This window comes from Pimelobacter sp. 30-1, assembly GCF_018831735.1.
Lineage (GTDB): Bacteria > Actinomycetota > Actinomycetes > Propionibacteriales > Nocardioidaceae > Nocardioides.
Window position 1 is genome coordinate 306,988 of the sequence record NZ_NHTS01000010.1, and the last position, 22,498, is coordinate 329,485.

Consider the following 22,498-nt stretch of genomic DNA (forward strand, 5'->3'; position numbering starts at 1 on the left):
GATCCTCAGAGGGTGTCCACCGCGGCCGCGGCGGCGCCACCGGACAGGGTGCTGTAGCCGGGGCCACGGTCGAAGAAGACGTCCTCGTCGGCCGGAGCCGGGCGGGCGGCGCGCTCGGCCGTGGTGGCCGCGGCGTCGTACCCGAGGGTGTCGTCGTCGAGCGAGCCGGTCAGGACCACGCCGTAGTCGGCGAGGGCCGCCTCGGCCGAGACCTTGCGCCACACGACGTCGCGGACCACGAGCTCCGGGTCGCGGTCGACCGGGTTGCCCCAGCCGCCGCCACCGGTGGTGCGGATCCGGATCGTCTCGCCGGCCACCACGGGCTCGGCGTCGGCGAGGGCGTCGACCTCACGCTCGTTGGGGCCGCCCGGGTCGATGGTGACCTGGAACGGCTTGCCCGCCTTGCCGCCCTTGACGCCCCAGCAGGCGAGGATGGAGCGGTCCGCGATGGACATGAAGTGCGCGTCCTTGAGCATCCGGATGTGCTTCTCGTAGCCCAGGCCGCCGCGGAACTGACCGGCACCGCCGGAGTCCTTGGCGAGGCTGAGCGACTCGACCACGAACGGGAAGCGCGACTCGGTGAACTCCGTGGGGAGGTTGCGCGAGTCCGGGACGACGTGGATGGTGTCCTCGCCGTCGGCGTAGTAGCGACCGCCCGAGCCGCCGCCGAGCACCTCGCGCATGAGGTACGAGCGGCCCTCGAGGTCCTCGCCGTAGACACCGGTGTAGCGGATCGTCTCCTGGTCGGCGGGCATCTTGCCGTCGACCGCCTTGGCGATCACGCCGGCCAGGACGCCGAGCAGGCGCAGGATGACGAACGTCCGGGCGTTGGTCGGCGCCGGGAAGATCGGCGTCAGCAGCGTGCCCTTCTCGGGGAAGCGCATCTCGATGAGCGGCACGACGCCCTCGTTGACGTCGAGCTCGGCCATCCGCTCCGGGGTGTCGGCCAGGTTGCGCAGGATCGGCGCGAGCCACTTCTTGAGGAAGACACCGTCGGAGTAGTCACCGCAGTGGTTGATCGGGCCCTTGGCCTGCGGGCCGGTGCCCGCGAAGTCCAGGATGAGCCGCTCGCCCTCGGGGTCCTCGGCCGCGGTACGGGTCAGGGTGATCCGCTGGGTGTGCAGCTGCGGGTCGTCGACACCGTCGTGCTCGGCGTAGTCCTCCCAGGTCCAGGTGCCGACCGGGATCTTGGAGAGGATCTCGCGCCGGTAGGTCTCGGTGGAGCGGTCGATGACGGCGTCGAAGCAGGCCTCGACGGTCTCGATGCCGTAGCGGTCGAAGAGCTCGCCCAGGCGCCGCGCGCCCATCAGGCAGGCCGAGCACTCGGCGTCCAGGTCGGCCGCGAGCGACTCGGGCATGCGCGAGTTGCGGGTCATGATCGTCAGCGCCGAGCGGTTCGGCACACCGGCGTCCCAGAGCTTGATCGGGGGAACCGCGAGGCCCTCCTCGAACACGCTGGTGGCGTGGGACGGCATGGAGCCGGGCACCGCGCCGCCGATGTCGTCGTGGTGGCCGAAGGCCTGGATGAACGCGACGACGCGCCGCTCCCCCTCGGGGCCGGCGAACACCGGGACGGTGACGCACAGGTCGGGGAGGTGGCCGATGCCACCCTCGGAGAGGTAGACGTCGTTGTGGAAGAAGACGTCACCCTCCTTCATCTCCTCGATCGGGAAGTCCCGGGCGACCGGGTGCACGAGCGCGGAGTACGAGCGGCCGGTGAGCTTGCGCAGCAGCCGGTCGTGGATGCCCGCGCGGAAGTCGTGGGCGTCGCGGATCATCGGCGAGCGGCTGGTCCGCGCGATGGCGGTCTCGACCTCGTGCTCGACGGCGGCCAGCGACCCCTGGACGATCTCGACCAGGACGGGGTCGGCGCTGCGGCCGGCGTCCTCGGTCAGGGTGCCGAAGGGGAACTGGGTCGGCGCGCGGTGCGAGGTGATGTCACCGTCGTGGGTGAACGTCCGCGGGGCGGCCGGGTTCTGGACAGAGATGGTCTGGCAGCTCAGGCACATGTCAGTTTCCCTCCGAGCGCGTCACGATGATGTTGGCGTAGTCGTCGACCCGGGCGGTGAAGCCGGGGTGGACGGGCACGGTCGAACCGAACTCCTCGATGATCACCGGACCGGCGAGCACCTGGCCGGCCGGCAGGTCGGGGCGCCAGAAGATCGGCGTCTCGACGTACCCGGCCTCGGCGTCGAAGCAGATGGAGCGCGTGCCCGTGGGCTGCGGCTCCGGCTTCGCCTCGTCGGCGCGGAGGATCTCGGGGCGCTTGATCGGGCCGACGCCCGAGACCCGGAGGTTGACGATCTCGACCTGCTGCGAGGAGTCGCCGGAGAAGTCGTAGCCGTAGAGCACCTTGTGCTCGGCGTGGAAGCGGTCGGCGACCGCGCCCAGGGTCTCGGTGGTGACCGGACCGTCGGGGACGCCGACCCGGACCTCGAAGGCCTGGCCGAAGTAGCGCACGTCGGCGGTCCGCACGAAGACGTGGTCCGCCTCGGCGAAGCCCTCCTTGCTGAGCGCCTCCGCGGCCCGCGCCTGCAGGACGTCGAACTCGCGCTGGAGGTCCGCCGTGTCGACGTTCTCCTGGAGCGCGACGTGGGTCTGGACGTAGTCGTTCTTGACGTCGACCGTGAGCAGGCCGAAGGCCGAGACGTTGCCCGGGTTCGGCGGGACCAGCACGGTCGGGACGTTGAGGATGTCCATGAGCCGGCACAGGAGCAGCGAGCCCGAGCCGCCGAACGTGGTGAGGGTGAAGTCACGCACGTCGAGGCCGCGCTTGACGGTCACCTGGCGCAGCGCGTTGGCCTGGTTCCACGCCGAGATCTCCAGGATGCCGTTGGCGCAGGCCTCGGCGGTGATGCCGAGCTTGCCCGCCAGCTGCTGGATCGCGGCGGTGGCCGCGTCGACGTCGAGCGGGATCTCGCCACCGAGCAGGTGGGGAGGGATCCGGCCGAGGAAGACGTGGGCGTCGGTGATGGTGACGTCCGTGCCGCCCTTGCGGTAGCAGATCGGGCCCGGGTCGGCGCCGGCCGAGTGCGGGCCGACCTTGAGGGTACCCTCGGGCGAGAGCCAGGCGATGGAGCCGCCGCCGGCACCGACGGTGACGACGTCGATCATCGGGATCTTGGACGGGTAGACGCCGACGCTGCCCTCGGTGGTCAGCGTGGGCTCGCCGTCGATGACGACCGAGACGTCGGTCGACGTACCGCCGCCGTCGGAGGTGAGGACCTTGTCGAAGCCGGCGACCTTGGCGATGAGGGCCGCGCCGAGCGCGCCCGCCGCGGGGCCGGACAGGACGGTGGTGATGGGCTGGTGCACGACCTCGTCGGCCGAGAGCACGCCACCGTTGGACTTCATCACGTAGAACGGGACGGTCCGGCCGGTCTGCGCGGCCAGGCGGTCCTTGATGTTGTTGACGTAGCGGGAGAGCTTCGGCTTGACCGCCGCGTCGACCAGGGTGGTCATCGAGCGCTCGTACTCGCGGTACTCGCGCAGCACCTCGCTCGAGATCGAGACGACCGCGTCGGGGTGCTCCTCGGCGATGATCTCGCGCATCCGCTCCTCGTGGGCGGGGTTGGCGTAGGCGTGCAGGAAGCAGACACCCAGCGTGTCGATCCCCTTGGCCTTGAACCAGCGCGCGACCTCACGGGCCTTGGCCTCGTCGAACGGACGGATCTCGGCGCCGGTGAAGTCCAGGCGGCCGCCGACGCCCTTGACCAGGTCCCGCGGGACGATCCGGTCGGGCTTGACCCAGAAGTAGGAGTTGCCGTAGCCGTCGGGCACCGACTGACGGGCGATCTCCAGCATCGCCTCGTAGCCCTCGGTGGTGATGAACCCCAGCGCGTCCACCTTGCCCTCGAGGAGCTGGTTCGTCGCGACCGTGGTGCCGTGGCTGACCGCCACCACGTCGGAGGACTCCGCTCCCGCGATCTCCAGCACCTTGTCGATGCCGGCCAGGAACCCGTCGGCCGGGTTCGCCGGCGTGCTCGGGGTCTTGGTGGTGATCACCGCACCGCTGTCCTCGTCGAAGGCGACGACGTCGGTGAACGTGCCGCCGGTGTCGATGCCGATTCTGATCCGCCTCGCTGTCATGGGTCACATTCAAGTGACCCGCGTCGCTTCGCACGACGGCATCTTCTGCCGAGGAAGTGGCAGATCGTCGGCAGACATTGACGACCGCGCTTCGCTGGGCGCGTGGCGATCTCCGGAAATGCCGAACGCCCACCGGCCCGGAGGCAGGTGGGCGTACGACGTGCCCGCGGGCGGCCGCGGACGGGGACTCAGCCGGCGAGCGCCTCGAAGGCGGCCGCGACCTCGAGCAGGCGCCGGTCGGCGCCGTGCGGCGCGACGAGCTGGACGCCGACGGGCAGGCCGGTCGACGTCGTGCCGAAGGGCACCGAGATGGCCGGGCAGCCGGTGACGGTGATGAAGTACGCCGACCGCATCCAGTCGAGGTAGGTCGCCATCGGCTTGCCGTTGATCTCGGTCGGGAACTCCTGGGTCGCCGGGAACGGCGGCACCTGCGAGACCGGCAGCACGAGGACGTCGTGGTCGCCGAAGAAGGCGCGCATCGTCTCGGACAGCGCGGTGCGCTGGGTGTAGGCCCGGGCCACGTCGGCCCCGGTCAGCGACTCGCCGGCCCGGATGTTGTCGGCCAGCGACTGCTTGAACGCGTCGGGGTGCGCGGCGAGGAGCCGGCCCAGCTTGGCCTGGAAGTGCCAGGCGCGCAGGGTGCGGAAGGTGTCGTCGGCCAGGCCCAGGTCGGGCGCGGCGCCGGACACGGACGCCCCGGCGCCGGCCAGCGCGCGGCCGGCCTGCTCGACCACCGCGGCGACCTCGTGGTCGACGTCGATCGCGCCGCCGAGGTCGACGCTGAGGGCCACCCGCAGACCCGCCAGCGATGCCGCCACCGGCTCGGCGAAGACCGAGCCCGGGTCGCCGAGCGCCTGGGGGGCGCGCGGGTCGGGGCCGGCCATCACGGAGAGCAGGAGCGCGAGATCGCCGACATTGCGGGCCATCGGGCCGCCGACCGACGTGGTCTCCCACTGGTTGTAGAGCGGCCACTCGGGCACCCGGCCCAGGCTCGGGCGCATGCCGACCACGCCGCAGAAGGACGCCGGGTTGCGCAGCGAGCCGCCCATGTCGGAACCGTCGGCCAGCGGCACCATGCCGGAGGCCAGCGCGCACGCCGCTCCCCCGCTGGACCCACCCGCGGAGCGCGTCGGGTCGACCGGGTTGAGCGTGGTGCCGAAGACCGGGTTGAACGTGTGGGAGCCGGCCGCGAACTCGGGGACGTTGGTCTTGCCGATCGTGACCGCGCCCGCACCGCGCACGCGCTCGACGATCAGCTCGTCGCGCTCGGGCACGTTGTCCGACATCACCGGCGATCCGTACGTCGTCCGCCAGCCCCCGACCGCGTGGGTGTCCTTGAACGCGAACGGCAGACCGTGCAGCGCGCCGACCTCGGCGCCCGAGGCGAGCGCCTCGTCGGCGGCCGCGGCGCCCGCACGGGCCCGCTCCTCGTCGAGCGAGACGATCGCGTTGAGCTCGGGGTTGCGCTCGGCGATCCGGTCCAGGTGGAGGTCGAGCAGCTCGCGCGCGGAGATGTCGCGGCGGCGGACCGCCGCGGCCTGGTCCCGGGCGGTCGAGTCGGGCCCGATCTCGACGGGACCGGTCATCGACGACGGCCCAGCAGACCGCCGACGATCACACCAGCGAGCACGAGGCCACCGCCGATCGCGACGCCCATGAGGAACGACTCGCCACCCACGGCGGCACCGGCACCGGCCGCGGCGCGGGCGGGCTTCGGGGCGGCGGCGAAGACCTGGGCGCCCTCGGCGTTGGTCGCCGGGGCGGCCTCGGCCACCTCGGCGGGCAGGCCGTTGGCGATGACCTTCTCGACGTTGCCGAAGAACTCCGCGGCCATCCGGCGCGAGACGCTGGTCAGCATCCGCTGGCCGACGCCGCCGATCATGCCGCCGACGACGGCGTCCGCGTCGTAGGACAGCACGGTCTGGCCGCCCTGGTCGGCGAACGTCACCAGGACCGTCGCGTCGATGGTGCCCGGCGCGCCGGCACCCTTGAGCTTCATGGTCAGGCCCTCGCCCTTGCGGAGGTCCTCGAGGACGCAGGAGCCCGAGTAGGTGCCCTTGATCGCCGCGACGCCGGCGCTGACGGTCATCGCGTAGGCGTTCTCGCCGGTCGCCTCGAGCTGCTCGCAGCCGGGGATCGTCGCCACGAGGACGCGCGGGTCGAGGATCGCGTCCCAGACCTTCTCGACGGGGGCGGCGATGGTGTTCTGACCGGAGATCTTCACTTCGACTCCTTCTGGGCCGCACGCAGCGCGAAGAGCTCCGACGGCGAGATGGGCATGGCGGTGATGGTGATGCGCTCGGCGTCCTCGATGGCGGCGGCGAAGGCGGCGGACCCGGGGATCACGCCGGCCTCTCCCGCGCCCTTGATGCCGAGCGGGTTGAGCGGAGACGGGGTCTCCAGGTGGTCGATCTCGATGCTCTCGGGCACCTCGGTGACGTAGGGCATGAGGAAGTCCATGAACGAGGCATTGAGCAGCTGGCCCGACTCGTCGTAGGCCATCCGCTCGTAGAGCGCCCCGCCGACACCCTGCGCGACGCCGCCGTGGATCTGGCCCTCGACGATCATCGGGTTGATCAGGTGGCCGCAGTCGTGGACGACGGCGTACTTGAGGATCTTGATCTCGGCGGTCTCGACGTCGGTCTCGACGATCACGGCGTGCATGCCGGAGGCGAACGTCGAGCGCGGCGGCGAGTAGAAGTCCTTGCCCTCCAGGCCCGGCTCGTCGTCCTCGGCCACCGGCGGCTTCGTCGGGTCGCCGACGTTGAACTGGGTGGCGGCCTTGGACGCCTCGTCGAAGGCGTAGCGCAGCGGGTTGGACAGGACCGCGACGGTGCCGAGCGGGATCGAGCTGTCGGTGCCCTTGACGCTCACGATGCCGTCGACGATCTCGAGGTCGTCGATGTCGGCCTCGAGCGCGTCGGCGGCGATCCGCAGCGCCTTCTCCTTGGTCCGCTTGGCCGCCAGGTGGATGGCCGAGCCGCTCATCACGGCCGCGCGGGAGGCGAACGTGCCGACGGCGTAGGGCATCCGGCGGGTGTCGCCGGTGGTGATCTCGACGTCCTCGAAGCGCACGCCGAGCTCGTCGGCGACGATCTGGGCGAACGCCGTCTGGTGGCCCTGGCCCTGGGAGGTGAGACCGGTGGCGACCTTGACCTTGCCGGAGGTCTCGATGTGCACGTGCGCACCCTCGTAGGGGCCGACACCGGTGCCCTCGACGTAGCAGGCCAGGCCGAGGCCGACCCGCTTGCCCTCGGCGGCCTTGGCCGCGCGGAAGGACTCGAAGTTGTCCCAGTCGACGAGGTCCTTGATCTTGTCGAGCATGGCCGGGTAGTCGCCCGAGTCGTACTTGAGCTCGCGACCGTCCTGGAAGATCAGGCCCTGGTCGTAGGGGAACTCGTCGGGCTGGATGAAGTTGATCGCCCGGACGTCGGCGCGGTCCTTGCCGAGCTCGGCGGCGATGGCGTCCATCGTCCGCTCCATCACGAAGCAGCCCTGGGGCCGGCCCGCGCCTCGGTAGGGCGTGACGATGACCGTGTTCGTGTAGAGCGAGTCGAACTGCACGTGGTAGGCGCCCGGCTTGTAGGGGCCGAGCAGCTGGGTCGAGGTGATGATCGGGACGATCAGGCCGTAGGGCGTGTAGGCGCCGTGGTCGTGCCAGAAGCGCACGTCGAGCCCGAGGACCCGGCCCTCGTCGTCGAAGCCGACCTCGACGTGGTGCACCTGGGCGCGCTCGTGGGCCGAGGAGATGAAGTGCTCGCGGCGGTCCTCGGTGAACTTCACCGCGCGGCCGAGCTTCTGCGCGGCCAGCGGGACGAGGAGCTCCTCGGGCCAGGGGTGCACGATCTTGACGCCGAAGCCACCGCCCACGTCGGGGGTGATGACGTCGACCTGACCGAGGTCGAGGCCGAGCTTGGCGGCGATCGCGGCCCGGACGCCGGTGGAGGTCTGGGTCGACGTCCAGACCTGGAGCCGGTTCTGGTCGGGGTCCCAGCGCGCGACGGTGCCGCGGCCCTCCATGGGCATGCAGGCGCTGCGCTCGATCTTGAGGTCGAGGGAGAGCGTGTGGGGCGCGGCGGCGATGGCCGCGGCGGCGTCGCCGTTGGACTGCTCCATGCGGGCGGCCACGTTGCCGGGGACGTCGTCGTGGACCAGGTTCGCGCCGTCGCGCGCGGTCTCGACGCCGACGACGGCGGGCAGCAGCTCGTACTCGACGGCGATGAGGGCGAGGGCGTCCTCGGCCAGGTAGCGGTCGTCGGCGACGACCAGGGCGATCGCCTCGCCGACGTAGTTGACCTCGTCCTTGGCCAGCGCGTACTGCGTGCGGCCGTGGGTCAGCGTGGGGTGCGGGATGAGCAGCGGCAGCGGCTCGGCCATCGCGCCCTCGAGGTCGTCGTAGGTCCACACGGCGTGGATGCCGTCGAGGTCGAGGACGGCGTCGACGTCGATCGACAGGATGCGGGCGTGGGCGTGGGGGCTGCGCAGGACGGCGGTGTGGAGCGCGTCGAGCGCCACGTCGTCGACGTAGCGCCCGGTGCCGCGGACCAGCCGCTCGTCCTCGACGCGCTGGACCTTGGCGCCCATCATCTTGGTGGTCACTGCTCGTCCTCGCTCTCGCGGGCCAGCTCGGCTGCCCGGCAGACCGCCTTGACGATGTTCTGGTAGCCCGTGCAGCGGCAGAGGTTGCCGGCGACCATGTCGCGGGCCTCGTCCTCGGTGGGCTCGGGGTTCTCGGCGATGCCGGCGGTGATCGTGGTCAGGAAGCCCGGCGTGCAGAAGCCGCACTGGAGGCCGTGGCACTCGCGGAACGCCTGCTGGACGGGGCCGAGCGAGCCGTCCGGGTTCTCCAGCCCCTCGACCGTGGTGACCTCGTGGCCCGCGGCCGAGACCGCGAACATGAGGCAGCTGCGCATGGGCTGGCCGTCGACGAGCACCGTGCAGGCGCCGCAGACGCCGTGCTCGCAGCCGACGTGGGTGCCGGTCAGGCCGATGTCGTGACGCAGGGCGTCGGAGAGCAGGCGGCGCGCGGGCACCTCGACGTCGTGGTCGGTGCCGTTGACGTTGAGCCGGATCTCGTGGGTCTTCTCGGTCACGCTGCTCCCTCCGCCCGGGCGCGGGCATCGTCGTACGCGGCGCTCACGACCCGCGCGGTCAGCACCCGGACCAGGTGCGCGCGGTAGTCCGCCGTCGCGTGGATGTCGGTCTCGGGGTCGAGCTCGGCGAGCGCGACCTCCGCGGCCGCGGCGAGCGACGGGTTGTCGACGACGCCGCCGAGGGCCTCGGTCAGGTCGACCACCACCGGGATGTCGGAGACCGAGAGGTAGCCGGCCTTGGCCGAGGTGACCCGGTCGCCGTCGACCGCGACCACGGCGGCCACGCCGCACATGGCGTAGTCGCCGTGGCGGCGGGCGATCTCCTCGAACGCCACACCGCTGCCGGCCGCGAGGGCCGGGAAGAACGCCTCCACGGCGATCTCGTCGTGGTGCAGGCTCGACTCGAGGGGGCCGACGTAGAGCTCGTCGACCGGGATCGTCCGACGTCCGGAAGGTCCGACCACGTCGACGGAGCCGTCGAGCAGGCGGAGCACCATGGGCATCTCCGCCGCGGCGTCCGCGTGGACCAGCGAGCCGACCGTCGTCCCGCGGTTGCGGATGGTCGCGTGGGCGACGTTGGCCAGGGCCTTCGTCACCAGCGGCTGGACCCGGGCCACGTCGGGGTCGGCGAGCACCTGGGCGTGCCGGGCGAGTGCTCCCACCCGGACGCCCTCGGCGCCGACCCTGACGTGGTCGAGATCCGGCAGCTCGTTGATGTCCACCAGGACGGCCGGAGCCGCGAGCCGCATCGAGAGCAGCGGCACGAGGCTCTGGCCTCCGGCGAGGACCTTTGCTTCCGGGTGCCCGGCCAGGGCCTGGAGGGCTTCCTCCAGGGACCCCGGCCGGACGTAGTCGAACGGTGCGGGCTTCACAGCCTCTTGGTCACCTCTCCTGATCCGAGCTCCGCCTTGCGGCGGTTGACTGCGTGGAAGAACACGATGACGAGGATCGTGCCGAGCGCGATGCCACCGAGCTGGAAGTCGTCGGTGATCTTGAGCGTGACGCCGCCGATGCCGGCGATCAGACCGGCCGACAGGCCGACCATGTTGACCGGGTCACCGAAGTCGACGTTGTTCTCGACCCAGATCTTCGCGCCGACGAGGCCGATCATGCCGTAGAGCACGACCGTGATGCCGCCGAGCACACCACCCGGGGTGGCGTTGACGATGGCACCGAACTTCGGGCTCAGGCCCAGCAGGATCGCCACGATGCCGGCCACGTAGTAGGCGGCGGTCGAGTAGACCTTGGTGGCACCCATGACGCCGATGTTCTCGGCGTACGTCGTCGTCGGCGAGCCGCCGAAGGCGCTGGCGAACGCGGTGGCCAGACCGTCGGCACCGATGGCACGACCCATGTAGGGGTCGAGGTTGTCGCCGGTCATCTCGGCGACGGCCTTGACGTGACCGGTGTTCTCCGCGATGAGCGCGATGACGCCCGGCAGCACGAGGAGGATGAAGGTCATCGAGAAGCTCGGGCCGTGGATGACGTTGACGCCGTCGGTGAGCTTGCCGCTCGGGAAGCCGATCCAGTCGGCCGCCTTGACGCCGTCCCACGTGACGCGGTCGTGGGCGGTGGCCTCGGTGGCGCCGCCGAGGACCGAGGTGATCTGGCCGAACACCTTGTCGGCGAAGATCGAGACGATGAAGCCGAAGATCAGCGCCAGGAAGACCGCGATCCGGGACCAGAAGCCCGGGAGCAGCACCGAGGCGACGACGAGGAAGCCTGCGGTGATGAGCGCGATCCACTGGTCCTGGGGCCAGTAGACGCCCGCCACGACCGGCGCCAGGTTGAAGCCGATGAGCATGACCACGGCACCGGTCACGGCCGGCGGCAGGATCTTGTGGATCAGGCCGGCACCCGCGAAGTGCACGGCGACACCGATGGCGGCGAGCACGAGGCCCGCGACCAGGATCGCGCCGGTCACGTCGGCGGAGTCGCCGCCCTGCGTGCGGATCGCAGCGACACCGGCGACGAACGAGGCGCTCGTACCGAGGTAGCTGGGAACCTTGTTGCTGCAGATCAGCAGGAAGCCGATCGTGCAGACACCCGAGAACATGATGGCCAGGTTCGGGTCCAGGCCCATGACGAGCGGGAACACGAACGTCGCACCGAACATCGCAACGACGTGCTGCGCGCCCAGTCCGATGGTGCGGCCCCAGGGGAGCCGCTGGTGGGGCGCGACCGGCTCACCCGGAGCCGGGTCGACTACCTCCCACTTGAACATCGACATGCTGAGTCCTCCTCCTTCGGGGCTGCCTCCTGGACGAGCCCAGAGGGACCAACCTATTGAGGCCCACGTCACACCTCACTGGCCAGTTTCGCCAAAGGGACGCTGATCTGGTGTCGAATGTTGCCCCTAGGCGCCGCGGTGGTCGATCAGTGCCCGACGACCTCCAGGACCTTGAGGGCGACCGCCACGTCGAGGCGCAGGTTCTGGTCCGAGGCGACCGGTCCGAGCAGCCGCTCGAGCTTGCCGACGCGGTAGCGCATCGTGTTGTAGTGGAAGAACTGGGTGCGCGCGGCCTCGGCCACGTTGAAGTTGGTGTTGAGCAGCACCTGGAGGGTCTCGCGCAGCGTCGCGGCCTCCTCCGTGGACTCGGCCAGCTCGCCCAGCACGTCGTCGGCGAACGCCCGCAGCTCGGCGGTCTCGGGCACCATCGCGATCAGCCGATGCAGGCCCAGGTCGTCGAACCACGTGGTGGTGCTGACGCCGCGGAAGCGGCGGCCGACCTCGAGCGCACGGCGCGCCTGGGAGTAGCTGTCGGGCAGGGTCGCCGGACCGGGCGCGACCCGGCCCACGCCGACCGAGAACGGACGCCGGCCGCCGCCCTTGTCGCCGGCCACGGCGTGCACCAGGCGTCGGACCAGGTCGGCCGTGGCCTCGACGTCGTCGCCGGGCAGCACGGCGACCACCTCGGAGCCGAAGTCGGCGATCGGGATGGCCTTGTCGACCGCACCGGAGACCTGGCGCCAGGCGTTGGCGAAGCGGCCCTGCCACTGGCGCTGGTCCTCGACCGCGACCGGCTGGCCGCTGGGGTCCGGGTCGATCTGGGCGACCACGACGATGAGCGGTCCGCCGAGCTCCCAGCCGAAGCCGGCCACGTGCTCACGGACGAACTCCTCGGAGCCGGCCCGGCCCAGGAAGACGTCGCGCAGGAAGTCGCCGCGGTACTTGTGCTCGACGGCCGAGACCGCCTGCTCGCGGGTGATCGACAGCGAGACGGCGGTGGCGGCCCGGTTGAGCGCGGTCACCTCGCGCTCGCTCAGCTCGCGGGCGACCACGGCGACCAGGTGCCCGAGGGCCTGGGTCGGGGTCGCCAGCGGGACGCGGTGGATGCGGGCGCCGGTGATCGGCTGGTTCTCGCGGCCGAACCACTCCCCCAGCCACTCCACGCGCAGCCGCCCGGTCTCGTCGGTCAGGTCGGCGTCGGCCAGCCGGGCGCGGGTGTCGTCGTCGAGGCGCGCCGCGCGCTCGCGGCCGTCGGTCGTGGTCACCGCGACCTCGGCCTCCAGCACCTCGCCGATGGTCGTCACGAGCTCGTCGAGGTCGGCGCCGGCCAGCACGAGCTGTGCCAGCGACTCAGCGAGGTCCTCGACATCCATGAAGCCATGGTCGGTGATGGGGTCCCCCGGCGTGGCTATCAACTCTTGCCCGTCTTCTGGCCCGACGTTGGCAATGCTCACCATTCGATGCACGATACCCACCCGTTAGCGTCCGACAAGTGCCGGATCCCGCCCTCTCGTCGTCGACGCTGCCCCCGGGCCGCGTCGCGGGGGCGGGCGGAGCGGCGCTCCGCGACCTCCTGGCCGGCCCCGTGCGGGTCGGCACCGTGCTCCACTCCGGGCGCGAGGCCGTCTACGTCCGCGTGGACGAGCGCGTCGTCGGCGTCGTGGCCCGCGGCGCGGTGCACGTGCCCTCCGCGATCGCGACCATGCTGACCGCGCTGCCCGAGGCCGCCGTCGGCGCCCCCGTGCCGGTGGGCGACGGCGTGGTCGCGCTGCCCGGCCTCAGCGTGGGGGTCGACCGGATCGTCGCCACCGACGCGCCCGCGCTGCCGGACCCGGCGGCCGCCGGGGAGCGCCTGGCGCTCGCCGACCCCGACCTGGCCGTCGTACGGCGCCAGCTGCCGGAGGCCGCCCTCGACGCGCTCGCGGCGGGCGACCCGGCCGCCGTACCGGCGCTGGTGGGGCGCGGCGACGGCCTGACCCCCGTGGGTGACGACGTGCTGTCGGGCTGGCTCGTGGCCACCCGTGCCGCCGGTCGCGACCCGCGTGCGGTGGCGGACGCCGTACGGGCGCAGGCGCACCGCACCACCTCGCTCTCCGCGACCCTGCTGGCCGATGCCGCCGCGGGCGCCTCGATCCCGCCGTTCCGCCGGCTCCTCCTCGCCCTCGGCTCCGGCCACGAGGTCGCCGCCGCGGTGGCCGGCCTGAGGGCGGTCGGCCACACCTCGGGCGCCGGGATGCTCCTCGGCGCCCTCCTCGCACTTCATCCATCCGTTCTGTCCAGCCCCGCAACACCCCTTGAAGGGAGTCCTCGATGACCGTCGAGCACGTCGAGATCCGTCCCGGCGCCTACGCCGACAGCGTCGCCCTGCTCCAGGTGAGCCGCGACGTCGCGGCCACGCCCGGAGTCACCGCCGCCCAGGTGGCCATGGCGACCGATCTCAACCTGGAGGTGCTGCAGGGCATGGGGTTCACCCTGCCTGCCGCATCGCCCAACGACATGGTGGTCGCGCTGCGCCTCGACGACGAGAGCGTGCTGCCCGCCGCCCTCGCTGCCGTCGACGCCGCGCTGGCCGCCGCCCGCAAGGGCTCCACCGGCGGCGAGGTGACCGCCCCGCCGCGGACCACCGGCTCCGCCCTGCGCCGCGCCGGCGGCGGGCTCGCGCTCGTCTCGGTCCCCGGCGCCTCGGCGCTGGTCGAGGCGATGGACGCCCTCGACGCGGGCTCCGACGTGATGATCTTCAGCGACAACGTGCCGGTCGAGCAGGAGCTCGCCATGAAGCGGATCGCCCGCGACCGCGGCCTGCTCGTGATGGGCCCCGACTGCGGCACCGCCGTCGTCGGCGGCCTCGGCCTCGGCTTCGCCAACACCGTCACCCCCGGCCGGGTCGGCATCGTCGCGGCCTCGGGCACCGGCTGCCAGCAGATCCTCGCCCTCCTCGACGCCGCCGGCGTCGGCGTGGCCGCGGCTCTCGGCGTGGGCGGGCGCGACCTGTCCTCGGCCATCGGCGGCATCTCCACCACGACCGCGCTCGACCGGCTCGACGCCGACCCGAGCGTCGAGCACATCGTCGTCGTCTCCAAGCCGCCGGCGCCCGAGGTGGCCGCCGCCGTCGAGGAGTACGCCGCCACGCTCGGCACCCCCGTCCGCTTCGCGCTGCTCGGCGCGGGCCAGCCGGACATCACCACGCAGGTCGAGGCGCTCCTCGGCGACCTCGGCGTCGCCGTACCGGAGTGGCCGGTGTGGGGCACCCCCGCCGTGGCCGCGCCCGACGGCGGCTCCGCCCTGCGCGGGCTGTTCGTCGGCGGCACCCTGTGCGACGAGGCGATGCTGCTCGCGGCCGCCACGCTCGGCGACATCCGCAGCAACATCCCGCTCTCCCCCGAGCTGGCGCTCGACGCGAGCATGCTCAGCCCGGGTCACCTGATGATCGACTTCGGCGACGACGGCCTCACCCGCGGCCGGGCGCACCCGATGATCGACCCGACCCTGCGCCTGGAGCACCTCACCAAGGTCGCGGCCGACCCCGCCACCGCGGTGATCCTGATGGACGTCGTCCTCGGGCACGGCGCGCAGGACGACCCGGCCGGCGACCTCGCCCCCGCGATCGCCGCCGCCCGCGCCACCCGCGACGTCCCCGTCGTCGTCGCCTGCGTCGGCACCTCGGCCGACCAGCAGGGGCTCACCCGTCAGGCCGAGGCGCTCGCCGCCGCCGGCGCCGAGGTCCACCTGTCCAACGCCGCAGCCACCCGCCGGGCGGTTGCCCTCGCCACCGGAGGCGCCCGATGAGCACCACGTCCCTGCCCAGCCAGTCCCCCGCTGCCGTCGCCGCCGTCGGCGCGGACATGTTCGCCGCGGCCGTCGAGGCCCAGGCCGTCCCCGTCGAGCGCGTCGACTGGAAGCCCCCGATGGAGGGCACCACCGACGACCTCGCCACCGTCGCGGCCGACCCGCTGCGCCGCGACGCCAACGCGCTCGCCGTCTCGCGGATGCTCGACGTCCAGGCGCTGCTCGTCGGCGTCGCCCCGGCGTCCGAGCTGCTCGGCCTCGAGAAGGGCCAGTTCCTGCACGCCGGTCCGCCGATCGAGTGGGAGCGCGCCTCCGGCCCGATGCGCGGCGCGCTCATGGGCGCCGCCGCGTTCGAGGGCCTCGTCGAGGACCCCGAGGACGCCGAGGCGCTCTTCGCGTCGGGCGCGAACGTCTCGCTCGAGCCGTGCCACCACCGCAGCGCCGTCGGCCCGATGGCCGGCGTCGTGTCGCCCTCGATGTGGATGTTCATCCTCGAGGACCCGGCCACCGGTCGCCGTACCTACTGCTCGCTCAACGAGGGTCTCGGCAAGGTCCTGCGCTACGGCGCCTACGGCCCCGAGGTGCTCGAGCGGCTGCGCTGGATGCGCGACGTCCTCGGCCCGCTGCTCGGCGAGGCCGTCGCCGGCTCCGACCCGGTCGACGCCACCGCGATCCTCGGCCAGATGCTCCAGATGGGCGACGAGGCCCACAACCGCAACCGCGCCGGCACCCTGATGCTCATGCGCGACCTCGCGCCGGCCCTGGTCCGCGCGAACCGCTCGTCGGACGAGATCGCCGAGGCGTTCGCGTTCATCGGCGGCAACGACCACTTCTTCCTCAACATCGCCATGCCGGCGTGCAAGCTCGCCCTCGACGCGGGCCGCGACATCCCCGGCTCGACGATGGTGGTCGCGATGGCCCGCAACGGCACCGACTTCGGCATCCAGGTCTCCGGCACCGGCGACCAGTGGTTCACCGGCCCCGCCCAGCTCGCCGAGGGTCTCTTCCTCGGTGACTACGGCCCGGACGACGCCAACCCCGACATCGGCGACTCCGCCATCACCGAGACCGCCGGCATCGGCGGCTTCGCGATGGCCGCCGCCCCGGCGATCGTGCGCTTCGTCGGCGGCACCGTCCCCGACGCCCTGGCCACCAGCCGCCGGATGCGCGAGATCACCATCGGCGAGAACAACCGCTGGCCGATCCCGGTCCTCGACTTCGCCGGTGCCGCCACGGGCATCGACGTCTCGTCGGTGTGCCGGACCGGCATCCTGCCGCAGATCAACACCGGCATGGCCGGCAAGCTCGCGGGTGTCGGTCAGGTCGGCGCCGGCCTGGTCACGCCCCCGGCGTCGATCTTCCCGGCCGCACTGGCCGAGCTGGCCGAGCGCACCCGGAGCCGCGCCGGCGCCTGACACCCCGCGAAGTGCGGGGGTTGCTGCCCCGAAGTACGACGGTTGCTGGGTCGAGATTCCGATCTCGACCCAGCAACCTCCCCACCTCGGACCAGCAACCCCCGCACTTCGGCGTTTTTCAGGTCAGGCGAGGTAGACCTTCCGCAGCCGGGAGCGGATCTCCCACTCGGTGCGTTCGCCCTCGCGCAACCGGACCAGCGTCCCGGGGCCGAGCTCGATGCTCTCGCCGGTGTCGGTGAAGCGGACCGTCCCCTCCCCCGCGAGTACGACGAACACCTCGTCCGCCTCGACATCGGTCACCACCCCGGGCGTGATCTCCCAGATCCCGATCTCGACGCCCCCGAGCTCGCCGAGCTCGAGCACGCCGACGCTCGGCGTCCCGGAGACGATGTCGGCCGCCACCACCGGCTCGTGCGGGATCTCGACGCTCCCGGCGTCCACGCTGCGCTCCATGTCGCTCATCCTGCCCCCAGGGCGCTCGCGAGGTCGCGCTCCCCGCCCCGGCGCAGGACGACGGCCACCAGGACCAGCGCGCCGAGGGTGAGCAGCAGCATCAGGGTCGAGACCGCGGCGACCTCGGGGCGCGGCCCGGTCCGCAGCGTCCCGAAGAGATAGACGGGCCACGACGTCGAGCCCGGCAGCGCGACGAACGACGACACCACGGTGTTGTCGAGGCTGAGCGTGAACGCCATCAGCGCGCCGGCCATGATGCTCGGCCGGGCCATCGGCAGGGTGACCTGGCGGAAGCGGTTCCACGGCGTCGCGTAGAGGTCCGAGGCGGCCTCCTCGATGGCCGGGTCCATCCCCGCCATCCGGGCGCGCACCATGAACGTCACCGTCGCCAGCGCCACCGACGTGTGGACGACGACGAGCCGCACCAGGCCGTTGTTGAGCAGCCCGATGTGCCCGTCGGTGCCGAGCGTGACGAACCACGGCAGGATCGAGATGGCGTCGATGATCTCGGGCGTCACCAGCGTGATCGCCAGGAGCCCGGTCAGCACCAGCGCCCAGCGGCTGCGGGAGCGGGCCAGGAAGACGCCGCCGACCGTGCCGAGCACGGTCGAGACGATCGCGGCGAGCAGGCCCGAGAGCAGCGAGATCCGCACCGCGTCGCGGATCGTGGCGTTGTGCAGCGCGCTCTTGTAGGCGTCGAGGCCGAAGCCCTGCCACGAGCCGAGCAGCCGCCCGTCGTTGAACGAGTAGATGACGATCACGACGATCGGCGTGAACAGGAAGGCGAAGACAGCCAGCCCGAACACCCAGAACGCCGCACCTACGGGGTCCTTGCGTCGCGCGGCCATCACGCCACTCCTTCCAGGTCGATCCGCCGCCGGAACCGTACGACGGCCCGCGCCGCGAGGAACACCAGTCCGACCACCACCACGGTGGCGATGATGAAGCCCATCAGCACGAACGCCATCGCTGCACCGAGCGCCCAGTTCTGCGCGCTCTCGAACTGCTGGGCGACCATCTGCCCGACCATGTTGCCCCGCGCTCCGCCCAGCACCGACGGGGTGATGTAGTCACCCGTCAGCGGGATGAACACCAGCAGGCACCCGGCCGCCAGACCCGGCAGGGCGTCCGGCAGCGTGACCGAGAAGAACGTCCGCCAGCGCCCGGCGCCGAGGTCGCGTGCGGCCTCGCGCTGCGCCGGGTCGGTGCGCTCGAAGGCCACGTAGAGCGGCAGGATCATCAGCGGCAGGTAGTTGTAGACGACGCCGAGCTGCACCGCACCGCGGGTGTAGAGCACCGACAGCGGCCCGTCGATCAGGTGCAGGTCCTGGAGCGTCTGGGACAGGAAGCCGTGGGGCGCGAGCACGATCTGCCAGCCGATCGTGCGCACCAGGAAGCTCGTCCAGTATGGCACGAGGACCAGCGCGACGAGGAGGCCGCGGATCCGCGGACTGGTCCGCACCGCCATCCAGTAGGCGAAGGGGACGCCGATGAGCACGCACAGCGCGGTGCCGACCCCCGCGATCTGAAGGGTGTTCCAGAACGTGCGCAGGAAGGTGCCGGTGAGCGCTTCGCCGTACCTGTCGAGGGAGAGCTTGTCGTTCGCGACCGGCGAGAAGAGGCCCGGCTTGTAGCCGAAGCTGTACCAGGCGACCAGGCCCAGCGGGATGAAGATGAAGAACAGCAGCCACGCCCAGACCGGGAACGACGTCCACGCACCGCGCCCCTTCACGAGCCGGCCCTCGTCTTCACCTCGTTGAGGATTTCGACCAGCGTCGACTGCGCCTCGGAGAGGACGCCGGCCGTGAGCCGGGCCATCACCTCGTCGGGCGGGAAGACCAGGTCGACCCGGTCCACCTCACGCTCGACGGCGAGTGCACGCTGCCCCGTGAGGCCCGTCGGATAGCCGATGTAGTCCATGTCGCGGTAGCCGACCTCCGGCTCGAGCATGAAGTTGATCCACGCGTGGGCGTTGTCGGGGTGCCGGCAGCCGGAGGCGATCGCCCAGGTGTCCATCCAGAGGTTCGCGGTCGGCGTCGGGTAGACGAACTTCCAGTGCTCGTAGTCCCCCTCGTCCATGCCGAGGCGGGCGTCGCCGTTGTAGCACTGCATCAGCGCGAAGTCGCGCTGCACGATGTTCTGCGACGGGTCCGAGCTGAAGTTGCGGATGTTCTTGGCGAAGTCGTTCACCAGGAAGTCGCGCGCGTCGGCGAGCACCGCGGCGTCGGTGGTGTTGAGGTCCTGGCCGTGGGAGGCCAGGTAGATCGCCGCGACCTCGAACGGGTCGTCGAGCACGGACGTCGAGCCCTTGGCCTCGGCGCCGGCCGCGGCGACGAAGTCCGACCAGGACCGCATCGGGCGCCGGATCTTCTTCGTGTCGTAGATGAAGCCCGTCGTACCGATGGTCTTGGCCACGACGTAGCGGTTGTCCGGGTCCCAGGTACGGCTGCGCGCGTCCGGCTCGAGGTTCGCGAAGTTCGGGATGAGCGAGAGGTCCAGCGGCGCCAGCATCCCGTTCGCCACCATCTGCGGCACGTAGCTGCCCGTCGGCACCACGATGTCGTAGCCGCTGGTCCCGCGTGCCGTGCTGAGCTTGGCGATCATCTCCTCGTTGGAGGCGAAGGCGTCCATCTGGACGGTGATGTCCTGCTGCTTGCGGAAGCGCTCGATGTTGGCGGGATCGTCGTAGTCGCCCCACGAGTAGACGTTGAGCCGGTTCTCCTTGCGTCCGTCGGGAGCCGCCGTCGGCGCATAGGTACGGCGTCCGCACCCGGCGAGCGCGCCGACCCCGACGACCGAGGCTCCTCCGAGCAGGGCGCGGCGGCTCAGCCGCGGCACGGCGGTCCGCGGCGCCAGCACCCTCAACGGTCCTCCCCGGCGGGGAAGACGAGCACGGAGTCGGGCGCCCACGAGCACCAGACCGGGTCGCCGACGCTGACGTCGGCGGCGTCGCGGACCGGGGTCCGGGCGAACACCTCCTTGCCGTCGGCGCCGATCACGACGTACTGGATCTCGCCGCCGAGGAAGGACGTGCCCACGAGCCGGCCGGCGATCTTGTTGGCCGGCTGGTCCGGCTCCCCGGCGCTCACCCGGACCGCCTCGGCGCGCAGGGCGACGCGCAGCCCGTCCCCCACGGCGTACGACGCCAGGGCGGCCGCGGGCGGCGCGAACCGGGTCGCCTCGCTCGCCACGACCCCGCCCTCGCGCAGCGTGGCATCGGCGAAGTTCTGGGTGCCGATGAACGACGCGACGAACGCGCTGCCGGGCCGCTCGTAGACCTCCTGCGGCGTACCGACCTGCTCGATCCGCCCGGACTTCATGACGACGATCCGGTCGCTCATCACCAGCGCCTCGCCCTGGTCGTGGGTGACGAACACGAAGGTGATGCCGACTTCACGTTGCAGCAGCTTGAGCTCGACCTGCATCCGCTCGCGCAGCTGCCGGTCGAGCGCCGAGAGCGGCTCGTCGAGGAGCAGCACGTCGGGCCGGTTGACGATGGCGCGTGCGATCGCGACGCGCTGCTGCTGGCCGCCGGAGAGCTTGCGGGGCGGGCGGTGCGCGAACTCCTCCATCCGCACCAGGCGCAGCGCCTCCTTGACCCGGCCGGCGATCTCGGCGCGCGGCGTACGGCGCTGGCGCAGGCCGTAGGCGACGTTCTGGGCGACGCTCATGTGCGGGAACAGCGCGTAGGCCTGGAAGACCGTGTTGACCGTACGACGGTGCGGCGGCACGCCGACGACCGACGAGCCGGACAGCAGGATCTCCCCCGCGTCGGGCTCCTCGAAGCCGCCGATCATCCGCAGCAGCGTGGTCTTGCCGCAGCCCGACGGGCCGAGCAGCGAGAGGAACTCCCCCTGCGCGATGTCGAGGTCGAGGCCGTCGACGGCTCGCTGCGTGCCGAACTCCTTGACGATGCCGCGCAGCGAGATGACGGGTGCCGTCGAGCCCGTGGGGGCGACGGTCTCGGTGGTGACGGTCATGAGTCGAACCCCAGTCCCAGTGCGTCGAGCGAGCGGAGCCAGGCGTTGCGGCGGCCGCCGCGGTGGTCGGCCCGGTCGAGCGACCACCGGGTCGCCTGGATGCCGATCGAGGCGATCGGCTCGGGCGGGAACGGCATCGGCGCGCGGCGTACCATCGCGAGCCGCGTCCGCTCGGTGTCGAGCCCGGCGAGGCGGTCGAGCATCACCTCGGCCGCGAACCGGGTGGCGCCGACGCCGAGGCCGGTGAAGCCGGCCGCGTGCGCGACCCGGCCGCCCATCGCCAGCCCGAAGAACGCGCAGAACCGGGTGGAGGTGTCGATCGCACCGGCCCACTGGTGGCTGAAGCGCAGCCCCTCCAGCTGGGGGAAGGTCGTCAGGAAGTGCTCGGCCAGGCGGCGGTAGGTCTCCGGCCGGTGCTCGTACTCGGGACGCACCTTGCGGCCGTAGTGGTAGATCGCGTCGTAGCCGCCCCAGAGGATCCGGTTGTCCCGGCTGATCCGGTAGTAGTGGAACTGGTTGGCCATGTCGCCGATGCCCTGCCGGCCCTCCCAACCGACCGACGCGAGCTGGTCGGCGGTGAGCGGCTCGGTCATGAGCGCGTAGTCGTAGACCGGCACCGTGTGCATCCGGTAGCGCGCCAGCAGGCTCGGGAAGACGTTGGTCGCCAGCGCCGCGCGCTGCGCGGAGATCGTGCCCCGGGGCGTGCGCACCCGGACCGGACCGCTGCGCCCGCCGCCGTCGATGCCCGTGGCGCGGGTGTGCTCGAAGATCTCGACGCCGAGCTCGCTCGCGACCCGGGCCAGCTCGACGGCGAGCTTGGCCGGGTGCACCATCGCGACGTCCGGGTCGAGCACGCCGGCCAGGTACGTCGGGCTGTCGACCATCCGGCGCAGCGCGTCGGCCTCGATCACCTCGGCGCCGCTCTCCCGCAGCTCGGCGACCTGGTGCGGCTCGATTGCGACGTCCAGCTCGCCGGTGCGCTCGTAGTCGCAGTCGATGCCGAGGTCGCGCACCGTCGCCTCGATCGCGTCGAGGTTGGCCAGGCCGAGCCGCTCGAGCTCGTCGTACTCGTCGGGCCAGCGGCTGCGCCCGTTCTCCTCGCCGTGGGTGATGCTGGCCGCGCAGAATCCGCCGTTGCGGCCCGACGCCGCCCAGCCGACCTGCTCGGCCTCGATGAGCATCACCCGGCGGCCGGGCTCGCGCTGCTTGGCGACGAGCGCCGTCCACAGGCCGCAGTAGCCGCCGCCCACGACGAGCAGGTCGGTGTCGGCCGCTCCGCTCAGCGCCGGGTAGGAGACCCGGCCGGGGACGTCCTCCAACCAGAAGCAGGCGTCGCGGACCTGCGCGAGCGCGTGATCGACCGCGGCGCGCGGTGCCGGGGTGCGGGAGAAGACGGTTCCGGGCGCGGATGGTGGCACCCGCTCACCTTTGCCAAGAGTGGCACGTCGTGCC

Annotated in this window: 18 protein-coding genes; 3 read left to right on the top strand and 15 right to left on the bottom strand. The window is 72.0% G+C overall.

Annotated features, from left to right (window positions below; translation table 11 throughout):
* Window positions 1–5 precede the first annotated feature (5 nt).
* From CCO04_RS23200 to CCO04_RS23240, 9 genes are all read right to left on the bottom strand, one after another.
* The gene (locus CCO04_RS23200; RefSeq protein ID WP_215816523.1) at window positions 6–2,009 is read right to left on the bottom strand and encodes a hydantoinase B/oxoprolinase family protein; all 2,004 of its coding nucleotides are present in this window, start codon (window positions 2,007–2,009) and stop codon (window positions 6–8) included.
* Between the two features lies 1 nt (window position 2,010).
* Window positions 2,011–4,089: a hydantoinase/oxoprolinase family protein gene (locus CCO04_RS23205; RefSeq protein WP_215816524.1), complete on the bottom strand. Its 2,079-nt coding sequence runs from the start codon at window positions 4,087–4,089 to the stop codon at window positions 2,011–2,013.
* Between the two features lie 188 nt (window positions 4,090–4,277).
* A complete protein-coding gene (locus CCO04_RS23210; protein ID WP_215816525.1) occupies window positions 4,278–5,675 on the bottom strand; it encodes an amidase in 1,398 nt (465 codons plus the stop codon).
* Window positions 5,672–6,313: a carbon monoxide dehydrogenase subunit G gene (locus tag CCO04_RS23215; RefSeq protein WP_215816526.1), complete on the bottom strand. Its 642-nt coding sequence runs from the start codon at window positions 6,311–6,313 to the stop codon at window positions 5,672–5,674. Before CCO04_RS23215 ends, CCO04_RS23210 begins: the two co-directional genes overlap by 4 nt.
* Window positions 6,310–8,688 carry an aerobic carbon-monoxide dehydrogenase large subunit gene (cutA, locus tag CCO04_RS23220; protein ID WP_215816527.1) on the bottom strand — a complete coding sequence of 793 codons (2,379 nt, stop codon included), beginning with the start codon at window positions 8,686–8,688 and terminating at the stop codon, window positions 6,310–6,312. The genes CCO04_RS23215 and cutA overlap by 4 nt, the downstream gene beginning before the upstream one ends.
* Entirely contained in the window at window positions 8,685–9,182 is a 498-nt protein-coding gene (locus CCO04_RS23225) for a (2Fe-2S)-binding protein (protein ID WP_215816528.1), read from the bottom strand. Before CCO04_RS23225 ends, cutA begins: the two co-directional genes overlap by 4 nt.
* Window positions 9,179–10,054 carry a xanthine dehydrogenase family protein subunit M gene (locus CCO04_RS23230; protein WP_215816529.1) on the bottom strand — a complete coding sequence of 292 codons (876 nt, stop codon included), beginning with the start codon at window positions 10,052–10,054 and terminating at the stop codon, window positions 9,179–9,181. Before CCO04_RS23230 ends, CCO04_RS23225 begins: the two co-directional genes overlap by 4 nt.
* The gene (locus tag CCO04_RS23235; RefSeq protein ID WP_215816530.1) at window positions 10,051–11,412 is read right to left on the bottom strand and encodes a uracil-xanthine permease family protein; all 1,362 of its coding nucleotides are present in this window, start codon (window positions 11,410–11,412) and stop codon (window positions 10,051–10,053) included. Before CCO04_RS23235 ends, CCO04_RS23230 begins: the two co-directional genes overlap by 4 nt.
* Window positions 11,413–11,558: 146 nt before the next feature.
* The gene (locus CCO04_RS23240; RefSeq protein ID WP_215816531.1) at window positions 11,559–12,785 is read right to left on the bottom strand and encodes a CdaR family transcriptional regulator; all 1,227 of its coding nucleotides are present in this window, start codon (window positions 12,783–12,785) and stop codon (window positions 11,559–11,561) included.
* Between the two features lie 119 nt (window positions 12,786–12,904).
* Between CCO04_RS23240 and CCO04_RS23245 the strand changes: the two genes are divergently transcribed.
* Genes CCO04_RS23245 through CCO04_RS23255 form a run of 3 tightly spaced genes read left to right on the top strand, consistent with a single transcriptional unit; the run spans window position 12,905 to window position 16,613 of the window.
* Window positions 12,905–13,726: a DUF2877 domain-containing protein gene (locus CCO04_RS23245; RefSeq protein WP_215816532.1), complete on the top strand. Its 822-nt coding sequence runs from the start codon at window positions 12,905–12,907 to the stop codon at window positions 13,724–13,726.
* The gene (locus tag CCO04_RS23250; protein WP_215816533.1) at window positions 13,723–15,198 is read left to right on the top strand and encodes an FdrA family protein; all 1,476 of its coding nucleotides are present in this window, start codon (window positions 13,723–13,725) and stop codon (window positions 15,196–15,198) included. Before CCO04_RS23245 ends, CCO04_RS23250 begins: the two co-directional genes overlap by 4 nt.
* Window positions 15,195–16,613, top strand: a complete 1,419-nt coding sequence (locus CCO04_RS23255; protein ID WP_215816534.1) for a DUF1116 domain-containing protein — start codon at window positions 15,195–15,197, stop codon at window positions 16,611–16,613. Before CCO04_RS23250 ends, CCO04_RS23255 begins: the two co-directional genes overlap by 4 nt.
* Before the next feature lie 123 nt (window positions 16,614–16,736).
* Here the strand turns inward: CCO04_RS23255 and CCO04_RS23260 are convergent, their stop codons facing one another.
* Genes CCO04_RS23260 through CCO04_RS23285 form a run of 6 tightly spaced genes read right to left on the bottom strand, consistent with a single transcriptional unit; the run spans window position 16,737 to window position 22,464 of the window.
* Window positions 16,737–17,066: a cupin domain-containing protein gene (locus CCO04_RS23260; RefSeq protein WP_215816535.1), complete on the bottom strand. Its 330-nt coding sequence runs from the start codon at window positions 17,064–17,066 to the stop codon at window positions 16,737–16,739.
* A gap of 5 nt (window positions 17,067–17,071) precedes the next feature.
* Window positions 17,072–17,914: an ABC transporter permease gene (locus tag CCO04_RS23265; protein ID WP_215816536.1), complete on the bottom strand. Its 843-nt coding sequence runs from the start codon at window positions 17,912–17,914 to the stop codon at window positions 17,072–17,074.
* Complete coding sequence (locus CCO04_RS23270) at window positions 17,914–18,798, bottom strand: ABC transporter permease (protein ID WP_215816537.1); 885 nt, start codon at window positions 18,796–18,798, stop codon at window positions 17,914–17,916. The genes CCO04_RS23265 and CCO04_RS23270 overlap by 1 nt, the downstream gene beginning before the upstream one ends.
* Entirely contained in the window at window positions 18,795–19,925 is a 1,131-nt protein-coding gene (locus CCO04_RS23275; RefSeq protein ID WP_215816538.1) for a PotD/PotF family extracellular solute-binding protein, read from the bottom strand. The genes CCO04_RS23270 and CCO04_RS23275 overlap by 4 nt, the downstream gene beginning before the upstream one ends.
* Window positions 19,926–19,927: 2 nt before the next feature.
* A complete protein-coding gene (locus CCO04_RS23280; RefSeq protein WP_215816539.1) occupies window positions 19,928–21,046 on the bottom strand; it encodes an ABC transporter ATP-binding protein in 1,119 nt (372 codons plus the stop codon).
* Window positions 21,043–22,464 (bottom strand): FAD-binding oxidoreductase, encoded by a 1,422-nt coding sequence (locus CCO04_RS23285; protein ID WP_215816540.1) that lies wholly within the window; start codon window positions 22,462–22,464, stop codon window positions 21,043–21,045. Before CCO04_RS23285 ends, CCO04_RS23280 begins: the two co-directional genes overlap by 4 nt.
* Window positions 22,465–22,498 lie beyond the last annotated feature (34 nt).